Raw genomic sequence first — 21,618 nt, 5'->3', positions numbered from 1 at the left:
CTTTACTAAACCCCCGAAGTGGGAGTCGGTTTGTTCACTGTTAAACCACGTGCGTGAAGCTGCAGGTGGCAAATGGGATGCAATAGTACCCGGTTGTTTAGAGAGTCACCACCGCCTTGTGAGCGATAGATGATGTGGTGATCATGCCACCCCGTCTCCCTAGTTATGGGGTTCTTGCACAGAGAACACAGCCCTTTTTGCGATTGGAACAGACGTGCTACCTGCTTGCGATATTTCATCTTCCCGAGCATTCGGGACATTCGCAGCTTCTCGCCCATCTCCTCCATCGCAGGGTCGAACGGGTTGTAGTCCCCGCTGATTTTCCTGTGCCTCTCGATCGGCGTAGCCTCAAGGGTGTATAGCCTGATCTCCTCTTTGCCTCCTGCCTCGTTGAGCAATGTGGTACGGAACACCCAGTTTCGGTCCTCGGTAGGCTGGAAGTATTTCCTCCGGATCCACTCCAGACCTTTGTTTGGGTGGCGCCGTTTTGCCCATCGCCATAGCGCCTGGAATATCTGGTAGTCCATGCGGCTGTACGCCTTCTTGGCTACCACGGGCTGATGGTAAAACGCCCAGCCTCGCAGTATCGGGTTCAACTGGCGGATCAGATCCTCCTGTGTCGCCGCTTTGTTGGCGCTGATGACCTCCTTCACCTTGCTGTAGAACGCCTTTGCGTTCTTCTTGCTTGGTGTGATCAGCAGCTTTCCGCTGTATTGCCGGAAATTCCATCCCAGGAAGTCGAAGCCATCATCTATGTGGGTAATACGCGTTTTCTCGGGTGATAGCTGTAGCCCTCGGACTGCCAGGAACTGCTCTACCCAAGATCTGACTTCCTCCAGTATCTCTTTCGAGTCACCGGTGATGACGAAGTCATCTGCATATCGCACTACATTGACCTTCAGCTTCTTGGCTCTCGTCACGCCCAGGTGTTGCTTGAGCTGTGTCTCCAGTCCATCCAGCGCCATGTTTGCCAAGGTCGGCGAGATAATCCCGCCTTGTGGTGTGCCAGCATCAGTTGCCTGAAGCTGACCTTTATGGACCACTCCGGCTTTCAGCCATTTGCGCAGGATCACCTTGTCCGTAGGTACATTGGTGATCAGCCACTCATGGTTGATGTGGTCGAAACAGCCTTGTATGTCCGCTTCTAGTACCCAGCGAGCTGATAGCCGCTTGGACAGACAGACGAACAACTGTCCCATTGCGTCCGCCGTGGAACGTTCGATCCTAAAGCCGTAGCTATTAGGATCGCCGGTGGTCTCTGCAATGGGGGCCAAGGCCAGTAGGTGTAAAGCCTGCATCGCCCTGTCCCTCATGGTTGGAATGCCCAGTGGGCGTTCCTTTCCGTTCGACTTAGGAATAAAGACCCTCCGTAACGGCTGGGGCTTGTATCCATGGCGTTTCAACCCTATAGCCGCATTCCATTTAGCTTCGGGTGTATCCCAGAGCACGCGGTCGACTCCCGCCGTGCGCTTGCCCTGATTCTCAGTGACTCTCCTAACAGCCAGGTATCTGGCTGAGTATGAGCGGGTCAGCATCCGTTGCAGGGCTTTCACCTTGCGCCAGTTGCCTTCCCGACAAGCCTTCGCAATCCGTATCTGCATCGTCCGAACGTTCCGTTGAGTACGCCACCAGTCGATGTCGTGCCACTCGTGCGGAGCGCCAGAAGGCGCAGACATTGCCGTTTGGCTATGTTCCAACATGCTGCCTTCCTCTCAGGTACCCCTGGTCGAAAGACGTTCCTACTCCCTGAGGGGAGGGACGTCCCCGTCAGGGTAAGGTTGTTGAAGAGATTCAGATTTTCTGAATCTTCAGTTTCGTTGAGACAGACTCACTCAGTGTTCATGCGACGAAAGACCACGCAGAAGTTTGCCCGGTTTCCCGTGGGGTGATGTTTCAACCCCTATCCGAACCATTACAGCCCGGCGTTCGCTTTTTCTACGATCCCATACCCGCACAGCCAACAGATCCCCTTGCGGTTCACCTGCCCTAGGGCAGCTATACGGGCTTACCACGTTCCCTGCCTGTCACACGACTGGTTTAGGGCCTGCCTTTTCACCGGAGGCGTTGTAGCGACGTATTCCTACATCCCACAGGAATAACTAGCCTCATACCTTTTGGTTAATGCCTGACAGCAGCTTAGGCACGTCTATCCTTACGGCGTTTATCAGCAGTTCACCTATGTTGCCCATGCCAGCCAGCCTAGCGCCTCAACCCGGTGCTGCTCCGAGCATCCATGTTTTGCCTCGCGGCAAGAACATGCCCTAAGGGGCTACATTGTTGGAAGAGCTTCACACCCCACCGTTACCAGTGACGCATGTCTTCCTAGGCTATCGTTGGTCGCACAACGAGTCCGCTACCGTTCATTCAGAGCGGTTGGACAATGACAGACAGAACTTTCGCTCGTGTCTCCGGTTGAAGATGAGTCAGGGACTGGCGTATACAGCCTGCTCTTTGATTTGTTACCTCCTGTTGCTATTACAGGAGATAACCCCAGCGGGGATTATCTCCCGCGTGGGTTGAGTCCATGAAGGACTGAGGATCAGCATGCGCTTAAGAGCCGGTATGCCGGTCTTTGGTCGTGTTGCAAAGCGCTTTCCGACCTAGGGGTTGCCATTCCGCCGCTGCGGTAAGTCCTTGAAGGCAATAGACTTCTAAAGTGGCTTTGGTTCAAGGGATTAGGCTCCCGAGCAATCGACTTCTTGCGAAGTCCTTCAAGATGGCTCTACACCTCGAAGTAAGGGAGACACGTCGCACGTGTCGCACAAGATGCTGGATAATAAAGCATGACCCGCTTGACGGCTAGCGCCGTCGGAGACCCTTGTAATGCCTGACCAAGATCTACGCTTGCAACACCTGAAAGTTTGGCTGGATGAGCAACTGGCATCCCTGTTCCTGGCCAGGAGCTGGGGCGCCGTACCGGCCGCCACCTTGACCGCGGCCAGCAGCGACGCGAGTTTCCGCCGGTATTTCCGCTGGCAGGGCGAGGGCCGCAGCTTCATCGTGATGGATGCTCCACCACCCCGGGAAAACTGCAAACCCTTCGTGGAAATTGCCCATTTGCTGGCGAAATCCGGTATCAACGTACCGGAAATTTATGCTCAGGATCTGGAAAACGGCTTTCTTTTGCTCAACGACCTGGGCAACCGGACCTACCTGGACGTGATCGACGGCGAAAACGCCGATGCGCTGTTCGCCGATGCCATCGCTGCGTTGCTGGCCTTCCAGCAGTTGCCTATGGATGCCGAGCTGCCCAGCTATGACGTCGCCCTGCTGCGTCGTGAGTTGGAATTGTTCCCGGAGTGGTACGTGGGACACGAGCTGGGCACCCGTTTCAGCCCGCGGCAACTGGAGTTGTGGCAACGCATCAGCACGCAGTTGATCGACAGCGCGCTGGCGCAGCCCAAGGTGCTGGTGCACCGCGACTACATGCCGCGCAACCTGATGCTGAGCGAACCGAACCCGGGCGTGCTGGATTTCCAGGATGCGGTCTACGGTCCGGTGACCTATGACATCACCTGTCTGTTCAAGGACGCCTTCCTCAGCTGGCCCGAGGCCCGGATCGCCGATTGGCTGCTGGGCTACTGGGAGCGTGCTCGCCAGCAAGGTATCCCGGTCCAGGCGGATTTCGAGGAGTTCCACCGGGCCAGCGACCTGATGGGCGTGCAGCGTCACCTGAAGGTGATCGGCATCTTTGCCCGTATCTGTCATCGCGATGGCAAGCCGCGCTACCTGGCGGATGTGCCGCGGTTCTTCAGCTATATAGACGCGGTGCTGGCGCGCCGGCCGGAGCTGGCCGAGCTGGGTGAATTGCTCGCAAGCCTGCGCCAGCCTGCCGAGGCCGCGCTATGAAGGCGATGATCCTGGCGGCGGGAAAGGGCGAGCGCATGCGTCCGTTGACCCTGCATACGCCCAAGCCGCTGATCCGTGCCAAGGGTGTCCCGTTGATCGATTACCACCTGCGCGCGTTGGCAGCCGCCGGTTTCAGGGAGATCGTCATCAATCATGCCTGGCTCGGGCAGCAGATCGAGGATTACCTCGGCGATGGTTCACGTCTTGGCCTGAGCATCGTCTACTCGCCGGAAGGTGAGCCGCTGGAGACTGGCGGTGGGATTTTCCGTGCCCTGCCGTTGCTGGGTGACGAGCCTTTCCTGGTGGTCAATGGCGATATCTGGACCGATTACGACTTTTCCGCGCTGCGGCGTCCACTGGATGGCCTGGCCCATCTGGTGATGGTCGACAATCCGCCCCATCACCCCGCAGGCGGAGACTTCGTGCTGCGCGAAGGCCGATTGTTCGATGACCAGCCGGATGCACCCAAACTGACCTTCAGCGGTATCTCGGTACTGCATCCGCAGTTGTTCGCCGGCTGTCACGCCGGTGCCTTCAAGTTGGCGCCCCTGCTGCGCCAGGCGATGGCCCGGGGGTTGGTGACTGGCGAACGCCTGGAAGGGCATTGGGTGGATGTCGGCACCGTGGAGCGCCTGGCGCAGGTCGAGCAACTGCTGGAAGAGAGACACTGATATGTTGTGGCCAGGGACTCTGATTGGAGCCGGGGCGGGCTTTGCCATTGCCAGCATCCCGGGGGCCATGTTGGGCGCATTGCTGGGGCAGGCGCTGGACCGGCGCCTGCAGTTGCACAGCTGGGCACACTTGCGTGAGCGCCTGGGGGGCAAGCCGGCGCTGCGCAATGACGAGCTGTTGTTCGTGTTGCTCGGCCGCCTGGCCAAGAGCGATGGGCGCGTGGTCGACGGGCACATCCAGCAGGCGCGTCAGGAAATGCGTCAACTGGACATGGGCGAAGCGGCCCAGCGTCGAGCGATTGCCGCCTTCAATCGTGGCAAGTCGGGGGAGGACAGCCTGCGTGGCTACCTGCGTCATCTCAAGGCCCAGCCCCATGCGGCCGAAGGGGTGTTGCGGGCCTGCTGGCGAATGGTCTGGGCCGATGGCCGGACCGGACGGGAGGAGCGCGAGCTGATTCTGCTCTGGGGCAAGTGGCTGGGCTGGACGACGCAGCAGGTCCTGGCCCTGGCGGGCGACTATGAGCCAAGCCGCAAGCCATTGATGAGTAGCGCTGGCAGCTATCAGGAGGCCCTGCGGGTCCTCGGGGTGACCGCTACCAGTGAACCGTCCCAGATCAAGCGGGCCTACCGACGCCTGTTGAGTCGCCATCATCCGGACAAGGTGGCGGGGAGCGGTGCCACGCCGGCCCAGGTGCAGGACGCGACCGAGAAGACTCGCGAGTTGCACCAGGCCTACGCGCTGGTCCGTGAACGGCGGGATTTTCGCTGAGCTGAAAAGGCTTCGGGGATAGGGGCTGGCCACGAGGCTTCCGGCAGCCCCGTGGCGTCTTCCAAGTGGGTTGGCGCCCCTGCGCAGATGTTACTGGCTGTCCTGGTCCTGAGGGTTCAGGTAGCCGCGGACCCGGCGAGCAAGCTGCTCCTGGCCCGGGTTGCCCGGCATCGCTTTCAGCCCGACCTGAGTGTAGTTGGAGGTCTTTTGCCGTTTGCTGGCTTGCAGGCGCAACAGGGCGGCTTTGCGATCCAGCGTCTTGTCCTGATAGAAGAAGTCGGCCGTGGCCAGTTTCAGCTCGGGCGTCAACTGTGCCAGGTCGGTCTTGGCGCTGACCGGCGTTTGCGCGGCCACCAGCACCAGCTTCTGCACTTGTGGCGAGGCTTTCTCGACCAGATAGCGGGTTGCCCAGTAGGCGCCGGTGCCATGGCCGAGTAGCACGATACTGCGCGCATTCTGTTGTTGTGCGTAGGCAATCGCGGCGTCGAGGCGGGCGAAAATCCGCTCGGCGTCGCCCTTGAGCGGGTCCTCGGCGGTGGCGGCCGGGGCCTGGTCGGGAGTGTCGGTTTCCGCGCTGGCCGCCTGTTCGATCGGCTTGCTGGTGGTGCTGGCGTCCTTGCTGTTGCTCGATGTCGCCGGTTCCGCCGGTTTGGGGGCGTCAGCCACCCGTGGCTGGGAGGCGTCGCTTTGCAGGTCCGGGAGTGTCAGACTCAGGCTGCTCCAGCGGGCATCCGGCAATTTGTTGCGCAGCGGGGCAATAGCTTGAGGCCAGTCAGCGGTTTCGCCGGCGCCAGGGATTATGATCACTGCGCCATTGGGGGTTGGCGTGTTGGCCGGTTTCCACAAGGCCAGGAACGTGTCGCCGGCCGCCTGCAGCTGTTGTTGCTCCTGTTGCGGCAACTGCCGCTCCAGGGCGGTGGCGTCTTCCTGGCTGCGTTCGGGGAGAGACTGGCGTTCGGCCGGTTTTTCGGCTGCGGCTTCTTTCGCCGGTGCAGGTGCCGGGTCTGCCGCCAGGACCGGTGTGGCGAGCGGTAGGATCATCGACAGGCACAGCGCAGGCAGTGCCGAGCGGTAGACAAGGGGCATCGGATTTTCCAGGCCAGAGGTAATCCTGGCAGCCTAATGGGTTGGTCAGTATTTGTCAGTGTGGATGAGTCGAATCATGCGTTTTTGCTGTCTTTGGGTTATCGGCTGGCTGTGTCTTCCCTTGATGGCCTGGGCTGCGCCGGTGCCTGGCCTGCCACTCTCCAGCGAGCAGCATCGCTGGCTCGACGAACACCGCGAGCTGCGGGTCGGCCTGGTGCTGCAGGCGCCTTATGCGCAATACGACCGACGCCTGCAGCGTTTGTCCGGGGCCAATGTCGAGCTGATGCAGTGGCTGGCCAAGGCGATGAACGTCGAGTTGACCTGGCGTAATTTCCCCGACCAGGCGCAACTGGAGAAGGCGCTGGAGGAGGATGAGGTCGACATGGCACCAGGGTTGACCCAGACGCCGGCGGGCCTGCGCCTGTGGTTGTTCTCCGACCCGTACATGCGGGTGCCGCAACTGGTGGTCGGCGAGCGTAATGGTGCGGGCGCGGTCGAGCTGGAAAAACTCGACAGCCAGACCCGGGTCGCCGTGCGCATGCCCAGCGCCATCGCCGATTACCTGCGCAGCACCTACAGCAACCTCAACCTGCAGGGCGTGCCGGCTGAGCGTCAGGCCTTGCAACTATTGTTGAGCCAGCAGGCCCGCTATGCGGTGGTCGATGAGGCACAGCTCAGTCGCCTGTCCGGCGAGGAGGAGTTTGCCGGCCTGGCGGTGGTCGGTGATATCGGCTTGCCGCAACTGTTGCGGGTGGCGAGTCGACGCGACTGGCCGGAGCTGGCCGGGATCGTCGAGAAGGCGTTGCATGCGATTCCCGCCCGGGACCTCGACCAACTTCATCTGCGCTGGCTGCAGCCCAAGTATCCGCGCCTGTCGGCGTCACCGGGCTTCTGGCAGAACCTGTGCCTGCTGCTGGTCGTGATGTTCCTGGCCGGCCTGGCGATCGTGTTCTGGTTGCGCCGCCAGCAGCGCAGCCTGGAACAGGCCCTGCTCGCCGCCCGCGAGGACCTGGCGCGGCGCGAAGCCAGCGAGGAGGCGTTGCGCCTGACCCAGTTTTCCATTGACCAGAGCACTGTGGGTATTCTCTGGGTCAACTGGGACAGCCACGTGCGTTATGCCAACCGGGCGGCCGAGGAGATGCTCGGCTATCCACCGGGTGCGTTGTTCGATCGGCCATTGATCGACTTCGAACCGAACCTGCACATGGACCGCTGGCTGAACCTGTGGAAGCGCGCGCGGGCCAGCGACGAGGCGCCGCAGAGCTTCGAGACCCAATGCCGGCGAGCCGATGGCAGCATCCTGCCGGCCGACGTGTCCCTCAGCTTCCTGCGCTTTCGCGATGGCGAGTACCTGGTGGTCTATCTCAACGATGTCACCGAGCGACGCCGGGCCCTGGCCGCGCTCCAGGAGAGCGAGGCCCGGCTCAAGGGGATCGCGGCCAACGTTCCGGGCCTGGTGTTCCGCCTGGAACGGGTGCCGCAGACCGGCGAACTGTATTTCCCGTATATCAGCGAGGGCAGCGAGAGCCTGGTTGGTCATGCGCCCGCGACCCTGCGGCGGCAGGAGATCGGCCTGCGCAGCGTGGTCCATCCGGATGATCGCGCCGACTATCACCGCGTCCAGGACCTGGCGATCGATTCCGACAGCGACTGGGCATGGCAGGGGCGGATCATGACCCGCGACGGCCGGCAGCGCTGGGCCGAGATCAAGGCCATCACCCGCCGCCTGGCCGATGGCACGATGGTCTGGGACGGTATCGTCTGGGACATTACCGAAAGCAAGCGTATCGAGCTGGAGCTGGCCAGCTCGCGGGAGCAGCTGCGCGAGCTGTCGGCGCACCTGGAAAGCGTCCGCGAAGAGGAAAAGGCCCGTATCGCCCGGGAAGTCCATGATGAGCTGGGACAGATGCTGACGGTGCTCAAGCTGGAGACCTCCATGTGCGAGTTGGCCTATGCGCAGCTCGACCCAGGGCTGAACGAGCGCCTGAACAGCATGAAAAAGCTGATCGCGCAGCTGTTCCAGTTGGTGCGCGATGTCGCGACCGCCTTGCGTCCACCGATTCTCGATGCCGGCATCGCTTCGGCCATCGAGTGGCAGGCCCGGCGTTTCGAGGCCCGTACGCAGATCCCGTGCCTGGTGCAGGTTCCGGAAAACCTGCCGGCGCTCAGCGATGCCAAGGCCACCGGGCTGTTTCGGATTCTTCAGGAGGCGCTGACCAATGTCATGCGCCATGCCCAGGCGCATACTGTGGAACTGACGCTGGCGATCGACGGGCAGGACCTGTGCCTGACCATCAGCGATGATGGCGTGGGTTTCGCCGCGTCCAGCGGCCGGCCGACCTCGTTCGGCCTGGTCGGCATGCGTGAGCGGGTGCTGATGCTGGGCGGCAGCCTGTCGCTGGAAAGCAGCGTTGGCGAGGGCACGACCCTGAGTGTTCGTGTACCGTTGGACCCGCCGCAGGCCATGTGAGCCTTTTGACCGAGCAGGAGTAGAACGTGATCCGCGTACTGGTAGCCGAAGACCACACCATCGTCCGCGAGGGCATCAAGCAATTGATCGGCCTGGCCAAGGACCTGCAGGTGGCGGGGGAGGCGAGCAATGGCGAGCAACTGATGGAGGCCTTGCGGCACACGCCCTGCGAGGTGGTCCTGCTGGATATCTCGATGCCCGGCGTCAACGGCCTGGAGGCCATTCCGCGGATCCGCGCGTTGAGCGACCCGCCGGCCATTCTCGTGCTGTCGATGCACGACGAGGCGCAGATGGCCGCTCGGGCCCTCAAGATCGGCGCTGCCGGTTATGCGACCAAGGACAGCGATCCATCCCTGCTGCTGACCGCCATTCGCAAGGTGGCGGCGGGCGGGCGCTACATCGACCCGGAGCTGGCCGACCGGATGGTCTTCGAGGTCGGCCTGACCGACTCGCGGCCACTGCACGCGCTGCTCTCGGAACGCGAATTCTCGGTATTCGAGCGCCTGGCCCAGGGGGCCAACGTGAACGATATCGCCCAGCAACTGGCGCTGAGCAGCAAGACCATCAGCACCCACAAGGCCAGGCTGATGCAGAAGCTCAACATCACCTCCCTGGCCGAGCTGGTGAAGTACGCCATGGAGCACAAGTTGCTCTGACGCGGGCCCGCCGGAAAAGCGCCGGCATATCCATTAGCGACAGCGGCAGGCGGTTGGCTGACGCTGTTATGCGGGCGGTCATGGCAAAGTGCTTCTCGGCTTATCCAATTGCGTCATCCTTGTAGGGCGATCCCTACAACAACTCTTCCAGACTGCTGAGGACAATCTCTCACACCCCCCGATTTGCGCTGTGTGCAGCCTTCACTAGGCTTAGTCCACGGCAGTCAAAACAAAAAGGTGTGGGTATGAGCGAGGTTGATTCAAGCGCTGGGGCCAAGGACATCCTGGTCAGCTTTCGTGGTGTGCAGAAGAGCTACGATGGCGAGAACCTGATCGTCAAGGACCTCAACCTGGACATTCGCAAGGGCGAATTCCTTACCTTGCTCGGGCCTTCCGGTTCCGGCAAGACCACCAGCCTGATGATGCTGGCCGGGTTCGAAACGCCGACCGCTGGCGAGATCCAGCTGGCTGGACGCTCCATCAACAACGTGCCGCCGCACAAGCGCGATATCGGCATGGTGTTCCAGAACTATGCGCTGTTCCCGCACATGACCGTGGCCGAGAACCTGGCGTTCCCGCTGAGCGTGCGCGGCTTGAGCAAGACCGACATCAGCGAGCGGGTCAAGCGTGTGCTGGGCATGGTCCAGCTCGACAAGTTCGCCCAACGCTACCCGGCGCAACTGTCCGGTGGCCAGCAGCAGCGGGTGGCCCTGGCCCGGGCGCTGGTGTTCGAACCGCAGCTGGTGCTGATGGACGAGCCGCTGGGCGCGCTGGACAAGCAACTGCGTGAACACATGCAGATGGAGATCAAGCACCTGCACCAACGCCTCGGCGTGACCGTGGTCTACGTGACCCACGATCAGGGCGAAGCCCTGACCATGTCCGACCGGGTGGCGGTGTTCCACCAGGGCGAGATCCAGCAGATCGCGCCACCGCGCACGCTTTATGAAGAGCCACGCAACACCTTCGTCGCCAACTTCATCGGCGAGAACAATCGCCTCAGCGGACGCCTGCACAGCCACAGTGGCGATCGCTGCGTGGTCGAACTGGGCCGCGGCGAGAAGGTCGAGGCTCTGGCGGTGAATGTCGGCAAGACCGGCGAGCCGGTGACCCTGTCGATCCGTCCCGAGCGCATCAGCCTCAACGGTTCCAGTGAGTCCTGCGCCAATCGTTTCTCCGGCCGCGTGGCCGAATTCATCTACCTGGGCGACCACGTTCGCGTGCGCCTGGAGGTTTGCGGCAAAACCGACTTCTTCGTGAAACAGCCCATCGCCGAGCTCGATCCGGCGCTGGCGGTCGGTGATGTCGTTCCCCTTGGCTGGCAGGTCGAGCACGTTCGCGCGCTGGACCCGGTGCTCGACGCCAGCTGATCGCTGTACCCCAAGAGGCGAACCCATCGCCCCGTGCTTCACCAACCTGCACTCGTGGAGAGAAGAATAAATGCTCAAATCCCTGAAATTCAGTGCCCTCGCAGTAGGGCTGATGTGCGCGGCAAATGCCATGGCGGCGACCGACCTGACCGTGGTGTCCTTTGGTGGCGCGAACAAGGCGGCCCAGGTCAAGGCGTTCTACGCCCCTTGGGAAGCACAGGCGGGCAACGGCAAGATCGTCGCCGGCGAGTACAACGGTGAAATGGCCAAGGTCAAGGTCATGGTCGACACCAAGAGCGTGTCCTGGGACCTGGTGGAAGTCGAGTCGCCGGAGCTGTCGCGCGGCTGTGACGAAGACATGTTCGAACAACTGGACCCGGCCCTGTTCGGCAAGACCGAAGACTACGTCAAGGGCGCCATCCAGCCTTGCGGCGTGGGCTTCTTCGTCTGGTCGACGGTGCTGGCCTACAACGCCGACAAGCTCAAGTCCGCCCCCACCAGCTGGGCCGATTTCTGGGACACCAAGAAATTCCCGGGCAAGCGCGGCCTGCGCAAGGGCGCCAAGTACACCCTGGAATTCGCCCTGATGGCCGACGGCGTTGCGCCGAAGGACGTCTACAAGGTACTGGCCGGCAAGGATGGCCAGGATCGCGCGTTCAAGAAACTCGACGAGCTCAAGCCTTACATCCAGTGGTGGGAAGCCGGTGCCCAGCCACCGCAATACCTTGCCTCGGGTGACGTGGTGATGAGCTCGGCCTACAACGGTCGCATCGCCGCGGTACAGAAGGAAAGCAACCTGAAGGTGGTCTGGAACGGCGGCATCTACGACTTCGATGCCTGGGCCATTCCGAAGGGCCTGGACAAGGCACGTGCCGACGTGGCGAAGAAGTTCATCGCCTTCTCGGTCATGCCACAGCAGCAGAAGACCTACTCGGAAAACATCGCCTACGGCCCGGCCAACACCCAGGCGGTACCGTTGCTGGCCAAGGACATCCTCAAGGATATGCCGACCACTCCGGAAAACATCGCCAACCAGGTGCAGATCGACGTCAGCTTCTGGGCTGACAACGGCGAGCAACTGGAGCAGCGCTTCAACGCCTGGGCTGCCAAGTAACCCCCGACTCGTCCTCTTGCAGGCGTGAGCGGGGTGGCGAGGGGGCTTGCCCCCGTTGGGGCGCGAAGCGGCCCTGAAACCGGTGCCTGTGGTGTATCAGGTACACCGCATTGCATGGTTTTACGGCTGCTGTGCAGCCGAACGGGGGCAAGCCCCCTCGCCACCGATGTGTCGCTGCATTCTCGATTGATCAAAGATTTCCGGAGTTCGTCATGGCCATCACCGTTCCTCTGAACGAGGGGACCAGTCCCACCCTGAAGCAGCGCCTGGCGCGTGCCGAGCGGGTCAACCGCTGGAAGGCCCAGGCCTTGATCGCACCGCTGGTGCTGTTCCTGCTGCTGGTGTTCCTGGTCCCTATCGTCGCGCTGCTCTACAAGAGCGTCGGCAACCCTGAGGTGATCAGCGCCCTGCCGCGCACCGTGGCGGCCGTGTCGGCCTGGGATGGCAAGGGCTTGCCCGGTGAGGCAGCCTACAAGGCCCTGGGTGAAGAGCTGGGCGAAGCCCGCAAGAACCAGAATCTGGGCGACCTGTCCAAGCGCCTGAACATGGAGCTGGCCGGCTATCGCAGCCTGTTGACCAAGACTGCCCGCTCGCTGCCGTTCAAGGCTGAGCCGACGTCCTACAAGGAAGCCCTGGAAGCCCTCGACGAACGCTGGGGCGATCCGGCGTACTGGCAGGCGATCCGGCGCAATACCAGTAGTGTCACCCCCTATTACCTGCTGGCGGCCGTCGATCACCGCATCGACGACCTCGGCGAACTGGCCCCGGCCACCCCTGACCAGGCCATCTACCTCGACATCTTCGCCCGTACGTTCTGGATGGGCCTGGTGATCACCGCGATCTGCCTGCTCCTGGCCTATCCGCTGGCCTACCTGCTGGCGAACCTGCCGGCGCGCAAGAGCAACCTGCTGATGATCCTGGTGCTGCTGCCATTCTGGACCTCGATCCTGGTACGGGTCGCGGCGTGGATCGTGCTGCTGCAGTCGGGCGGCCTGATCAACAGTGCGCTGATGGCCATGGGCGTGATCGACAAGCCGCTGGAGCTGGTGTTCAACCGCACCGGGGTCTACATCTCCATGGTGCACATCCTGCTGCCGTTCATGATCCTGCCGATCTACAGCGTGATGAAGGGCATCTCGCCGACCTACATGCGGGCCGCGATTTCCCTCGGCTGCCATCCGTTCACCAGCTTCTGGCGGGTCTACTTCCCGCAGACCTACGCCGGTGTCGGTGCCGGTTGTCTGCTGGTGTTCATCCTGGCGATCGGTTACTACATCACCCCCGCGCTGCTGGGCAGCCCGAACGACCAGATGGTCAGCTATTTCGTCGCCTTCTACACCAACACCAGCATCAACTGGGGCATGGCGACGGCGCTGGGCGGCCTGCTGCTGCTGGCGACCGTACTGCTGTACCTGATCTACAGCCGGCTGGTGGGCGCTAGCCGCCTGAGCCTGGGTTAAGGAGAGAATCGAAATGCTCAGTCCGTACATGTCGCCCGTCGAGCGGGTCTGGTTCTACAGCTTGCGCATCCTGTGCGGGTTGATCCTGTTGTTCCTGGTCCTGCCGGTACTGGTGATCGTGCCGCTGTCGTTCAATGCCGGCAGCTTCCTGGTCTATCCGCTGCAAGGCTTCTCGCTGCACTGGTACCAGGACTTCTTCGCCTCCGCCGAGTGGATGCGGGCCCTGAAGAACAGCATCATCGTTGCCCCGGCGGCAACGGCGCTGGCGATGGTGTTCGGTACCCTGGCGGCCATCGGCCTGACCCGCGGCAACTTCCCCGGCAAGCCGCTGGTGATGGCCTTGGTGATTTCACCGATGGTGGTGCCGGTGGTGATCATCGGCGTGGCCAGCTACCTGTTCTTCGCGCCGCTGGGGCTGGGCAACAGCTTCTCGTCGCTGATCGTGGTGCATGCCGTGCTTGGCGTCCCCTTCGTGATCATCACCGTCTCGGCGACCTTGCAGGGTTTCAACCACAATCTGGTGCGCGCCGCCGCCAGCCTGGGAGCTTCGCCACTGACGACGTTCCGCCGGGTGACCCTGCCGCTGATTGCACCGGGGGTGATTTCCGGGGCGCTGTTCGCTTTCGCCACCTCGTTCGATGAAGTGGTGGTGACGCTGTTCCTCGCCGGCCCGGAGCAGGCAACATTGCCACGGCAGATGTTCAGCGGCATCCGTGAAAACCTCAGCCCGACCATCGCCGCTGCCGCGACCTTGCTGATCGCCTTCTCGGTGATCCTGCTGCTGACCCTGGAATGGCTGCGTGGGCGCAGCGAGAAACTGCGCACCACCCAGGCCTGAAGGCGGCTATTGGCGGGCAAGCCACGCTCCTACAGGGTTCGCGGCCTTCCGAGCCAGGCGCGGTCAATGTGGGAGCCGGCCGAGCGGCGCTCCGCTTGCTGGCGATAGCGGCCGCACGGACGCCATTGATGTATCGGATGGCCGCCTTCGGTGGATCGCCAGCAAGCCGGCTCCTACAGGGGCCTGTAATATCGCGGAGGTGACCAAAGTCGTAGGCTTAAGCCTGCTGTATGTGCGGCCAATTATCGCGGTCACGGTGCGCTGGGCGAAACATGAGGTATACAATGCGCGCCACCGTGATTCTGTTCAATAAGGTGCGTCATGCAGCCCTTCGCTATTGCTCCGTCGATTCTTTCCGCCGATTTCGCCCGCCTGGGTGAGGAAGTGGACAACGTTCTCGCCGCTGGCGCCGATATCGTGCACTTCGATGTCATGGACAACCACTATGTTCCCAACCTGACCATCGGCCCGATGGTGTGCGCTGCGCTGCGCAAGTACGGCATCACTGCGCCGATCGATGCGCACCTGATGGTCAGCCCGGTGGATCGCATCATCGGCGACTTCATCGAGGCCGGTGCGACCTACATCACCTTCCACCCGGAAGCCACCCTGCACGTCGATCGCTCCCTGCAACTGATCCGCGATGGCGGTTGCAAGGCCGGCCTGGTGTTCAACCCGGCGACTCCGCTGGATGTGCTCAAGTACGTCATGGACAAGGTCGACATGGTCCTGCTGATGAGCGTCAACCCGGGTTTTGGCGGGCAGAAGTTCATCCCCGGCACCCTCGACAAGCTGCGTGAGGCCCGTGCGCTGATCGATGCGTCCGGTCGCGATATCCGCCTGGAAATCGACGGTGGCGTGAACGTGAACAACATTCGTGAAATCGCGGCGGCAGGTGCCGACACGTTCGTCGCCGGCTCGGCGATCTTCAATGCTCCGGACTACCGCGAGGTGATCCAGAAGATGCGTGCCGAACTGGCGTTGGCTCGATCATGAGTGCCTTCGAGCAGCTCTTTGCGGGAGGGCTGCCCAAGCTGGTGATGTTCGACCTGGATGGGACCCTGGTCGACTCGGTGCCAGACCTGGCCGCTGCCGTCGACAAGATGCTGCTCGCGCTCGGGCGGCCTGCTGCCGGCCTGGGGGCCGTACGCGAATGGGTGGGCAACGGTGCTCCGGTGCTGGTGCGCCGTGCGCTGGCTGGCGGCCTCGATCACTCGGCGGTGGGCGACAGCGAAGCCGAGCAGGGCCTGGAGCTGTTCATGGAGGCCTACGAGGGTGGCCATGAACGGACCACCGTCTACCCGGGCGTACGCGAAGCCCTGGGCTGGATGCAGAAGCAGGGCGTGGAAATGGCCCTGATCACCAACAAGCCCGAGCGTTTCGTTGCCCCGCTGCTCGACGAGATGAAACTGGGGCGGTTCTTCCGCTGGATCATCGGCGGCGACACCCTGCCGCAACGCAAGCCGGATCCGGCCGCTCTGTTCCACGTCATGAAAATGGCCGGTATCCCGGCGTCGCAGAGCCTGTTCGTGGGCGATTCGCGCAGCGATGTGCAGGCTGCCCGGGCCGCTGGCGTGGCCTGCGTGGCCCTCAGTTATGGTTACAACCATGGCCGGCCGATCGCCGAAGAACAACCGGCGCTGGTCATCGACGACCTGCGCGCACTGATTCCCGGTTGCCTGGAGGGCGGCGCTGAGCTAATGTCGGCGGACTGTACTCAATCCCCTCCTGGAAACGCCATCGTGGTGGTCACTCGCAAACTCTGGATGAAAGTCATCAAGGCCTTGGCCCGTTGGCGTTGGCGCGCCTGACATTTATCTGGCCGCTCCGTGCGGCGCGTTTGCATACCTGACCGTTTGAACCTCACGCCACGAGGCACATGATGACCCGCGAAGAATTCCTGCGTTTGGCCGCTGCCGGCTACAACCGTATCCCGCTTGCCTGCGAAACCCTGGCCGACTTCGACACCCCGCTGTCGATCTACCTGAAACTGGCCGACCAACCCAACTCCTACCTGCTCGAATCGGTGCAGGGCGGTGAGAAATGGGGTCGTTATTCGATCATCGGCCTGCCATGCCGCACCGTCCTGCGTGTGCATGACCATCAGATCCGGGTGAGCCACGACGGTGTCGAGATCGAAAGCTGCGAAGCCGAAGACCCGCTGGCCTTCGTCGAAGAGTTCAAGGCGCGCTACAACGTCCCGACCATCGCTGGCTTGCCGCGTTTCAACGGCGGCCTGGTGGGCTACTTCGGCTATGACTGCGTCCGCTACGTGGAGAAGCGCCTGGGCAAGTGCCCGAACCCGGATCCGCTGGGTGTACCGGATATCCTGCTGATGGTCTCCGACGCCGTGGTGGTGTTCGACAACCTGGCCGGCAAGATGCACGCCATCGTCCTTGCCGACCCGACGCAGGAGAATGCCTACGAGCAGGGCCAGGCGCGCCTGCAACAGTTGCTGGAGCAACTGCGCCAGCCGATCACCCCGCGACGTGGGCTGGAGCTGGATCGCCCGCCGGCGGCCGACCCGGTGTTTCGCTCCAGTTTCACCCAGGGTGACTACGAGCGGGCGGTCGATACCATCAAGGAATATATCCTGGCCGGTGACTGCATGCAGGTGGTGCCCTCGCAGCGCATGTCCATCGACTTCAAGGCTGCCCCCATCGACCTGTACCGGGCGCTGCGCTGCTTCAACCCGACGCCGTACATGTATTTCTTCAACTTCGGCGATTTCCACGTGGTCGGCAGTTCGCCGGAAGTGCTGGTGCGGGTCGAGGACAACCTGATCACCGTCCGCCCGATTGCCGGTACCCGCCCGCGCGGTGCCACCGAGGAGGCCGACCGGGCGCTGGAAGAGGATCTGCTGTCGGATGACAAGGAGATCGCCGAGCACCTGATGCTGATCGACCTGGGCCGCAATGATACCGGCCGGGTTTCCGAGATCGGTTCGGTCAAGCTCACCGAGAAGATGGTGATCGAGCGTTATTCCAACGTGATGCACATCGTTTCCAACGTCACCGGCCAGCTCAAGAGCGGCCTGACGTCCATGGACGCACTGCGGGCGATCCTGCCGGCGGGTACGTTGTCCGGCGCCCCGAAGATTCGCGCGATGGAAATCATCGACGAGCTGGAGCCGGTCAAGCGTGGTGTCTATGGCGGCGCGGTCGGCTACTACGCCTGGAACGGCAACATGGATACCGCGATTGCCATTCGTACCGCGGTGATCAAGGACGGCGAGCTGCATGTGCAGGCCGGTGGCGGCATCGTCGCCGACTCGGTGCCGGCGCTGGAATGGGAAGAAACGCTGAACAAGCGTCGCGCGATGTTCCGTGCGGTTGCCCTTGCTGAACAAACCCACGCGTCCGACGCCTGAGGAACCCTTTGTCATGTTGCTGATGATCGATAACTACGACTCGTTTACCTACAACGTCGTGCAATACCTCGGTGAGCTGGGCGCGGACGTCAAGGTCGTGCGCAACGACGAACTGACCGTGGCCGAAATCGAAGCGCTCAAGCCCGAGCGCATCGTTGTCTCGCCGGGCCCCTGCACGCCGACCGAGGCGGGCATTTCCCTGGAAGCCATCAGGCACTTCGCCGGCAAGCTGCCGATTCTCGGGGTCTGCCTGGGCCACCAGTCCATCGGCCAGGCCTTCGGCGGCGACGTGGTGCGTGCGCGCCAGGTGATGCACGGCAAGACCAGCCCGCTGTTCCACGAAGGCAAGGGGGTATTCGAGGGCTTGAACCTGCCCCTGACCGTCACCCGCTACCACTCGCTGATCGTCAAGCGCGAAACCCTGCCCGAGTGCCTGGAGCTGACCGCCTGGACCCAGCTGGAAGACGGTTCGGTCGACGAGATCATGGGCCTGCGCCACAAGACACTGAACATCGAGGGGGTGCAGTTCCACCCCGAGTCGATTCTCTCCGAGCAGGGCCACGAGCTGTTCGCCAACTTCCTCAAACAGACCGGCGGCGTGCGCTAAGGAGTTTTCATGGATATCAAGACAGCCCTGAGCCGTATCGTCGGCCACCTGGATCTGAGCACCGAGGAAATGCGCGATGTCATGCGTGAAATCATGACCGGGCAGTGCACCGAGGCGCAGATCGGCGCCTTCATGATGGCCATGCGCATGAAGAGCGAAAGCATCGACGAAATCGTCGGCGCGGTTTCGGTCATGCGCGAGTTGGCCGACAAGGTCGAACTGCAGAGCCTCGATGGCGTGGTCGACGTGGTCGGGACCGGTGGCGACGGCGCCAATATCTTCAACGTGTCCACCGCATCGGCCTTCGTCGTCGCCGCGGCCGGCGGCACGGTGGCCAAGCATGGCAACCGTGCGGTGTCGGGCAAGAGCGGCAGTGCCGACCTGCTGGAGTCGGCCGGTGTCTACCTGAACCTGACGCCGGTCCAGGTGGCCCGCTGCATCGACAACGTCGGCATCGGCTTCATGTTCGCCCAGACTCACCACCGGGCGATGAAGTACGCGGCCGGCCCGCGCCGCGACCTTGGCCTGCGCACCCTGTTCAACATGCTTGGCCCGCTTACGAATCCGGCTGGCGTGAAACACCAGGTGGTGGGGGTGTTCACCCAGGCACTCTGCCGGCCGTTGGCGGAAGTCCTGCACCGCCTGGGCAGCAAGCATGTGCTGGTGGTGCACTCCCAGGATGGCCTGGACGAGTTCAGCCTGGCCGCGCCGACCTACGTCGCCGAGTTGAAAAATGGTGAAATAACGGAGTATTGGGTTCAGCCCGAAGACTTGGGTATAAAGAGCCAGAGTCTGTTCGGTCTGGTGGTGGACAGCCCCGCGGCTTCGCTGGAGCTGATCCGCGACGCGCTGGGACGCCGCAAGACCGAGAACGGCCAGAAGGCTGCGGAAATGATCGTGCTCAACGCCGGCGCCGCGCTGTATGCCGCCGACATCGCCACCAGCCTCAAGGAAGGTGTCGCTTTGGCCCATGACGCCTTGCACACCGGCCTTGCCCGGGAAAAACTCGAGGAACTGGGCGCGTTCACCGCCGTGTTCAAGCAGGAGAATGAAGCATGAGTGTGCCAACCGTTCTGGAGAAGATTCTCGCCCGCAAGGCCGAGGAAGTGGCCGAGCGCAGCGCGCGCGTGAGCCTGGCCGAGCTGGAGAACAGGGCTCGCGCCGCCGATGCGCCGCGCGGTTTTGCCCAGGCACTGCTCGAACAGGCCAAGCGCAAGCAGCCGGCGGTCATCGCCGAAATCAAGAAGGCTTCGCCGAGCAAGGGCGTGATTCGCGAGAACTTCATTCCGGCGGAAATCGCCAGCAGCTACGAGAAGGGCGGGGCAACCTGCCTGTCGGTGCTGACCGACGTGGATTATTTCCAGGGCGCGGACCTTTACCTGCAGCAGGCCCGCGCGGCCTGCAAGCTGCCGGTGATCCGCAAGGATTTCATGGTCGACCCGTACCAGATCGTCGAGGCCCGGGCCATGGGCGCCGACTGTATCCTGCTGATCGTTGCCGCATTGGAAGACGGCCAGATGGCCGAGCTGGCCTCGGTGGCCAAGGATGTCGGGCTCGATGTGCTGGTGGAGTCCCATGACGCCGCCGAGCTGGAGCGGGCACTGAAGCACCTGGATACCCCGCTGATCGGTATCAACAACCGTAACCTGCACACCTTCGACGTCAGCCTGGAAACCACCCTCGACCTGTTGCCGATGGTGCCGCGCGACCGTCTGGTGATCACCGAGAGCGGTATCCTCAACCGGGCCGATGTCGAACTGATGGAAATCAGCCAGGTGTACTCGTTCCTGGTCGGCGAAGCGTTCATGCGTGCGCAGAACCCGGGTGACGAGCTGCAGCGGCTGTTCTTCCCGGAGCGTGGCGCGCCGGTGATCACCGGTTCCACTCTCGACTGAACCTGTTGTTCGAACAAGCCGGCATTGCCGGCTTTTTCATGGCCTGACTAAATGGATCTTTTTGCCATGACCCTGCCTGTTGCCCTTACCGTCGAAGCCGGCCTGCGCGCCGAACAGGATCTGCTGGCTGAAGTCTGTGCCGGTGATCGGGACTGGGGGCTGCTGTTCTGGCAGCCCAGTGATCGGGCGCTGGTCATGCCGAGACGGTTGAACCGCTTGCCCGGTTTCGAGGCGGCCTGTGACGCCCTGGCGGCCAGTGGCTGGCCCGTGCTGCTGCGGGAAACCGGCGGGGAGCCGGTGCCACAGTCATCGTCGACGGTGAACATTGCCCTGGTCTATGCGCCGCCGCGCAGCGAGGGTGATCAGAACCGTATCGAAACCGGCTATCTGCGCCTGTGCCAACCGATCTGTGAGGCGCTGGATGAGCTGGGGGGCGTCGCTTCCCTTGGGGAAATCGAGGGGGCGTTCTGCGACGGGCGGTACAACGTCAATCTCAATGGGCGCAAACTGGTCGGTACGGCTCAACGCTGGCGGCAGAGTCGGGGGGGGACGCGACCGGTGGGGCTGGTGCATGGTGCGATGCTGATCGACGACGAGCGCGAATCGATGGTGACAGCGGTCAATCAGTTCTACCAGGCGTGTGGCCTGGAGCAGCGGGTGCGGGCCGCGAGCCATGTCGCGCTGCATGAGGTCTATCCGGCCCCGCTATTCCTTGAGCGGTTGGCCGGTTCTTACCAGCAACTGCTGGCAGGCTTGCTCGACGCCTAGCGGGTGCCGAAGACCACCATGGTCTTGCCCTTGACGTGCACGAGGTTCTGTTCCTCGAGGTCCTTGAGCACGCGACCGACCATTTCCCGTGAGCAGCCGACGATGCGGCCGATTTCCTGACGGGTGATCTTGATCTGCATGCCGTCCGGGTGGGTCATGGCGTCTGGCTGCTTGCACAGGTCCAGCAGGCAGCGGGCCACACGTCCGGTCACGTCGAAGAAGGCCAGGTCGCCGACCTTGCGGGTGGTGTTGCGCAGGCGTTGGGCCATCTGCCCGCTGAGGGCGTAGAGGATGTCCGGGTCCTGCTGGGCCAGTTCGCGGAACTTGGCGTAGCTGATCTCCGCCACCTCGCATTCGACCTTGGCGCGAACCCAGGCGCTGCGTTCCTGCTCGACACCGGCCTGCTCGAACAGTCCCAACTCACCGAAGAAATCCCCGGCGTTGAGGTAGGCGATGATCATTTCCCGGCCGTCGTCGTCTTCGATCAGGATGGTGACCGATCCCTTGACGATGAAGAACAGGGTTTGCGAACGATCGCCGGCACAGATGATGTTGCTCTTGGCCTGGTAGCGACGGCGCTGGCAATGCATCAACAGTTTGTCGAGGTTCTTGATCTTGGAGGCGGAAGCGGAAGCCAGAGCACCCATGTTTGTATCCTGGAAAGACTGCACGGTTTGGTTTTTTTTTAGTCGTAG

19 protein-coding genes are annotated in these 21,618 nt (G+C 62.6%); 16 read left to right on the top strand and 3 right to left on the bottom strand.

Annotated features, from left to right (window positions below):
- Positions 1–5: 5 nt before the first annotated feature.
- Complete coding sequence (gene ltrA / locus HU752_RS29670; protein WP_186685349.1) at positions 6–1,700, bottom strand: group II intron reverse transcriptase/maturase; 1,695 nt, start codon at positions 1,698–1,700, stop codon at positions 6–8.
- Positions 1,701–2,823: 1,123 nt separating this feature from the next.
- Between ltrA and HU752_RS29665 the strand changes: the two genes are divergently transcribed.
- From HU752_RS29665 to HU752_RS29655, 3 genes are read left to right on the top strand one after another with little or no spacing between them, the layout of a single operon-like run.
- Entirely contained in the window at positions 2,824–3,849 is a 1,026-nt protein-coding gene (locus tag HU752_RS29665) for an aminoglycoside phosphotransferase family protein (RefSeq protein ID WP_186685347.1), read from the top strand.
- Positions 3,846–4,520: an N-acetylmuramate alpha-1-phosphate uridylyltransferase MurU gene (gene murU, locus HU752_RS29660; RefSeq protein WP_186685345.1), complete on the top strand. Its 675-nt coding sequence runs from the start codon at positions 3,846–3,848 to the stop codon at positions 4,518–4,520. Before HU752_RS29665 ends, murU begins: the two co-directional genes overlap by 4 nt.
- Before the next feature lies 1 nt (position 4,521).
- Positions 4,522–5,289, top strand: coding sequence for a TerB family tellurite resistance protein (locus tag HU752_RS29655; protein ID WP_186685343.1), 768 nt, complete (start codon positions 4,522–4,524; stop codon positions 5,287–5,289).
- Positions 5,290–5,379: 90 nt separating this feature from the next.
- Here the strand turns inward: HU752_RS29655 and HU752_RS29650 are convergent, their stop codons facing one another.
- Positions 5,380–6,375, bottom strand: a complete 996-nt coding sequence (locus tag HU752_RS29650) for an alpha/beta hydrolase family protein (protein WP_186685341.1) — start codon at positions 6,373–6,375, stop codon at positions 5,380–5,382.
- 64 nt (positions 6,376–6,439) lie between these two features.
- On the opposite strand from HU752_RS29650, the gene HU752_RS29645 reads away from it, so the two are divergent.
- From HU752_RS29645 to HU752_RS29585, 13 genes are all read left to right on the top strand, one after another.
- Entirely contained in the window at positions 6,440–8,845 is a 2,406-nt protein-coding gene (locus HU752_RS29645) for a PAS domain-containing sensor histidine kinase (RefSeq protein WP_186685339.1), read from the top strand.
- A gap of 26 nt (positions 8,846–8,871) precedes the next feature.
- Positions 8,872–9,501 carry a response regulator gene (locus tag HU752_RS29640; protein WP_186685338.1) on the top strand — a complete coding sequence of 210 codons (630 nt, stop codon included), beginning with the start codon at positions 8,872–8,874 and terminating at the stop codon, positions 9,499–9,501.
- Positions 9,502–9,746: 245 nt separating this feature from the next.
- Positions 9,747–10,871 (top strand): ABC transporter ATP-binding protein, encoded by a 1,125-nt coding sequence (locus HU752_RS29635; RefSeq protein WP_186685336.1) that lies wholly within the window; start codon positions 9,747–9,749, stop codon positions 10,869–10,871.
- 70 nt (positions 10,872–10,941) lie between these two features.
- On the top strand, positions 10,942–11,985 hold the full coding sequence (locus HU752_RS29630; protein WP_186685334.1) for an ABC transporter substrate-binding protein: 1,044 nt from the start codon (positions 10,942–10,944) through the stop codon (positions 11,983–11,985).
- 212 nt (positions 11,986–12,197) lie between these two features.
- On the top strand, positions 12,198–13,445 hold the full coding sequence (locus HU752_RS29625; protein ID WP_186685332.1) for an ABC transporter permease: 1,248 nt from the start codon (positions 12,198–12,200) through the stop codon (positions 13,443–13,445).
- Positions 13,446–13,458: 13 nt separating this feature from the next.
- Positions 13,459–14,283, top strand: coding sequence for an ABC transporter permease (locus HU752_RS29620; RefSeq protein ID WP_017902869.1), 825 nt, complete (start codon positions 13,459–13,461; stop codon positions 14,281–14,283).
- A 321-nt stretch (positions 14,284–14,604) separates the two neighbouring features.
- Complete coding sequence (gene rpe / locus HU752_RS29615) at positions 14,605–15,279, top strand: ribulose-phosphate 3-epimerase (protein WP_186685330.1); 675 nt, start codon at positions 14,605–14,607, stop codon at positions 15,277–15,279.
- A complete protein-coding gene (locus tag HU752_RS29610) occupies positions 15,276–16,094 on the top strand; it encodes a phosphoglycolate phosphatase (RefSeq protein ID WP_186685328.1) in 819 nt (272 codons plus the stop codon). Before rpe ends, HU752_RS29610 begins: the two co-directional genes overlap by 4 nt.
- Positions 16,095–16,165: 71 nt before the next feature.
- Positions 16,166–17,653: an anthranilate synthase component I gene (trpE, locus tag HU752_RS29605; protein ID WP_186685326.1), complete on the top strand. Its 1,488-nt coding sequence runs from the start codon at positions 16,166–16,168 to the stop codon at positions 17,651–17,653.
- A 13-nt stretch (positions 17,654–17,666) separates the two neighbouring features.
- Positions 17,667–18,260, top strand: coding sequence for an aminodeoxychorismate/anthranilate synthase component II (locus HU752_RS29600; protein ID WP_186685324.1), 594 nt, complete (start codon positions 17,667–17,669; stop codon positions 18,258–18,260).
- A 9-nt stretch (positions 18,261–18,269) separates the two neighbouring features.
- A complete protein-coding gene (trpD, locus tag HU752_RS29595) occupies positions 18,270–19,319 on the top strand; it encodes an anthranilate phosphoribosyltransferase (protein ID WP_186685322.1) in 1,050 nt (349 codons plus the stop codon).
- Entirely contained in the window at positions 19,316–20,155 is an 840-nt protein-coding gene (gene trpC / locus HU752_RS29590; RefSeq protein WP_186685320.1) for an indole-3-glycerol phosphate synthase TrpC, read from the top strand. The genes trpD and trpC overlap by 4 nt, the downstream gene beginning before the upstream one ends.
- Before the next feature lie 66 nt (positions 20,156–20,221).
- Positions 20,222–20,923, top strand: a complete 702-nt coding sequence (locus tag HU752_RS29585; RefSeq protein ID WP_186685318.1) for a lipoate--protein ligase family protein — start codon at positions 20,222–20,224, stop codon at positions 20,921–20,923.
- Here HU752_RS29585 and crp read toward each other — a convergent pair.
- A complete protein-coding gene (gene crp / locus HU752_RS29580) occupies positions 20,920–21,570 on the bottom strand; it encodes a cAMP-activated global transcriptional regulator CRP (RefSeq protein WP_186685316.1) in 651 nt (216 codons plus the stop codon). The genes HU752_RS29585 and crp overlap by 4 nt on opposite strands.
- Between the last annotated feature and the right edge of the window lie 48 nt (positions 21,571–21,618).

Source organism: Pseudomonas vanderleydeniana (assembly GCF_014268755.2).
Lineage (GTDB): Bacteria > Pseudomonadota > Gammaproteobacteria > Pseudomonadales > Pseudomonadaceae > Aquipseudomonas > Aquipseudomonas vanderleydeniana.
The sequence above is the reverse complement of the archived record's forward strand: the minus strand, read 5'-3'. Positions and strand labels throughout refer to the sequence as shown.

Bases quoted from the DNA above. Each gene is read 5' to 3' on its own strand.
- ltrA (WP_186685349.1), bottom strand. From the start codon at position 1,700: ATGTTGGAACATAGCCAAACGGCAATGTCTGCGCCTTCTGGCGCTCCG.
- HU752_RS29665 (WP_186685347.1), top strand. From the start codon at position 2,824: ATGCCTGACCAAGATCTACGCTTGCAACACCTGAAAGTTTGGCTGGAT.
- murU (WP_186685345.1), top strand. From the start codon at position 3,846: ATGAAGGCGATGATCCTGGCGGCGGGAAAGGGCGAGCGCATGCGTCCG.
- HU752_RS29655 (WP_186685343.1), top strand. From the start codon at position 4,522: ATGTTGTGGCCAGGGACTCTGATTGGAGCCGGGGCGGGCTTTGCCATT.
- HU752_RS29650 (WP_186685341.1), bottom strand. From the start codon at position 6,375: ATGCCCCTTGTCTACCGCTCGGCACTGCCTGCGCTGTGCCTGTCGATG.
- HU752_RS29645 (WP_186685339.1), top strand. From the start codon at position 6,440: ATGAGTCGAATCATGCGTTTTTGCTGTCTTTGGGTTATCGGCTGGCTG.
- HU752_RS29635 (WP_186685336.1), top strand. From the start codon at position 9,747: ATGAGCGAGGTTGATTCAAGCGCTGGGGCCAAGGACATCCTGGTCAGC.
- HU752_RS29630 (WP_186685334.1), top strand. From the start codon at position 10,942: ATGCTCAAATCCCTGAAATTCAGTGCCCTCGCAGTAGGGCTGATGTGC.
- HU752_RS29625 (WP_186685332.1), top strand. From the start codon at position 12,198: ATGGCCATCACCGTTCCTCTGAACGAGGGGACCAGTCCCACCCTGAAG.
- HU752_RS29620 (WP_017902869.1), top strand. From the start codon at position 13,459: ATGCTCAGTCCGTACATGTCGCCCGTCGAGCGGGTCTGGTTCTACAGC.
- rpe (WP_186685330.1), top strand. From the start codon at position 14,605: ATGCAGCCCTTCGCTATTGCTCCGTCGATTCTTTCCGCCGATTTCGCC.
- HU752_RS29610 (WP_186685328.1), top strand. From the start codon at position 15,276: ATGAGTGCCTTCGAGCAGCTCTTTGCGGGAGGGCTGCCCAAGCTGGTG.
- trpE (WP_186685326.1), top strand. From the start codon at position 16,166: ATGACCCGCGAAGAATTCCTGCGTTTGGCCGCTGCCGGCTACAACCGT.
- HU752_RS29600 (WP_186685324.1), top strand. From the start codon at position 17,667: ATGTTGCTGATGATCGATAACTACGACTCGTTTACCTACAACGTCGTG.
- trpD (WP_186685322.1), top strand. From the start codon at position 18,270: ATGGATATCAAGACAGCCCTGAGCCGTATCGTCGGCCACCTGGATCTG.
- trpC (WP_186685320.1), top strand. From the start codon at position 19,316: ATGAGTGTGCCAACCGTTCTGGAGAAGATTCTCGCCCGCAAGGCCGAG.
- HU752_RS29585 (WP_186685318.1), top strand. From the start codon at position 20,222: ATGACCCTGCCTGTTGCCCTTACCGTCGAAGCCGGCCTGCGCGCCGAA.
- crp (WP_186685316.1), bottom strand. From the start codon at position 21,570: ATGGGTGCTCTGGCTTCCGCTTCCGCCTCCAAGATCAAGAACCTCGAC.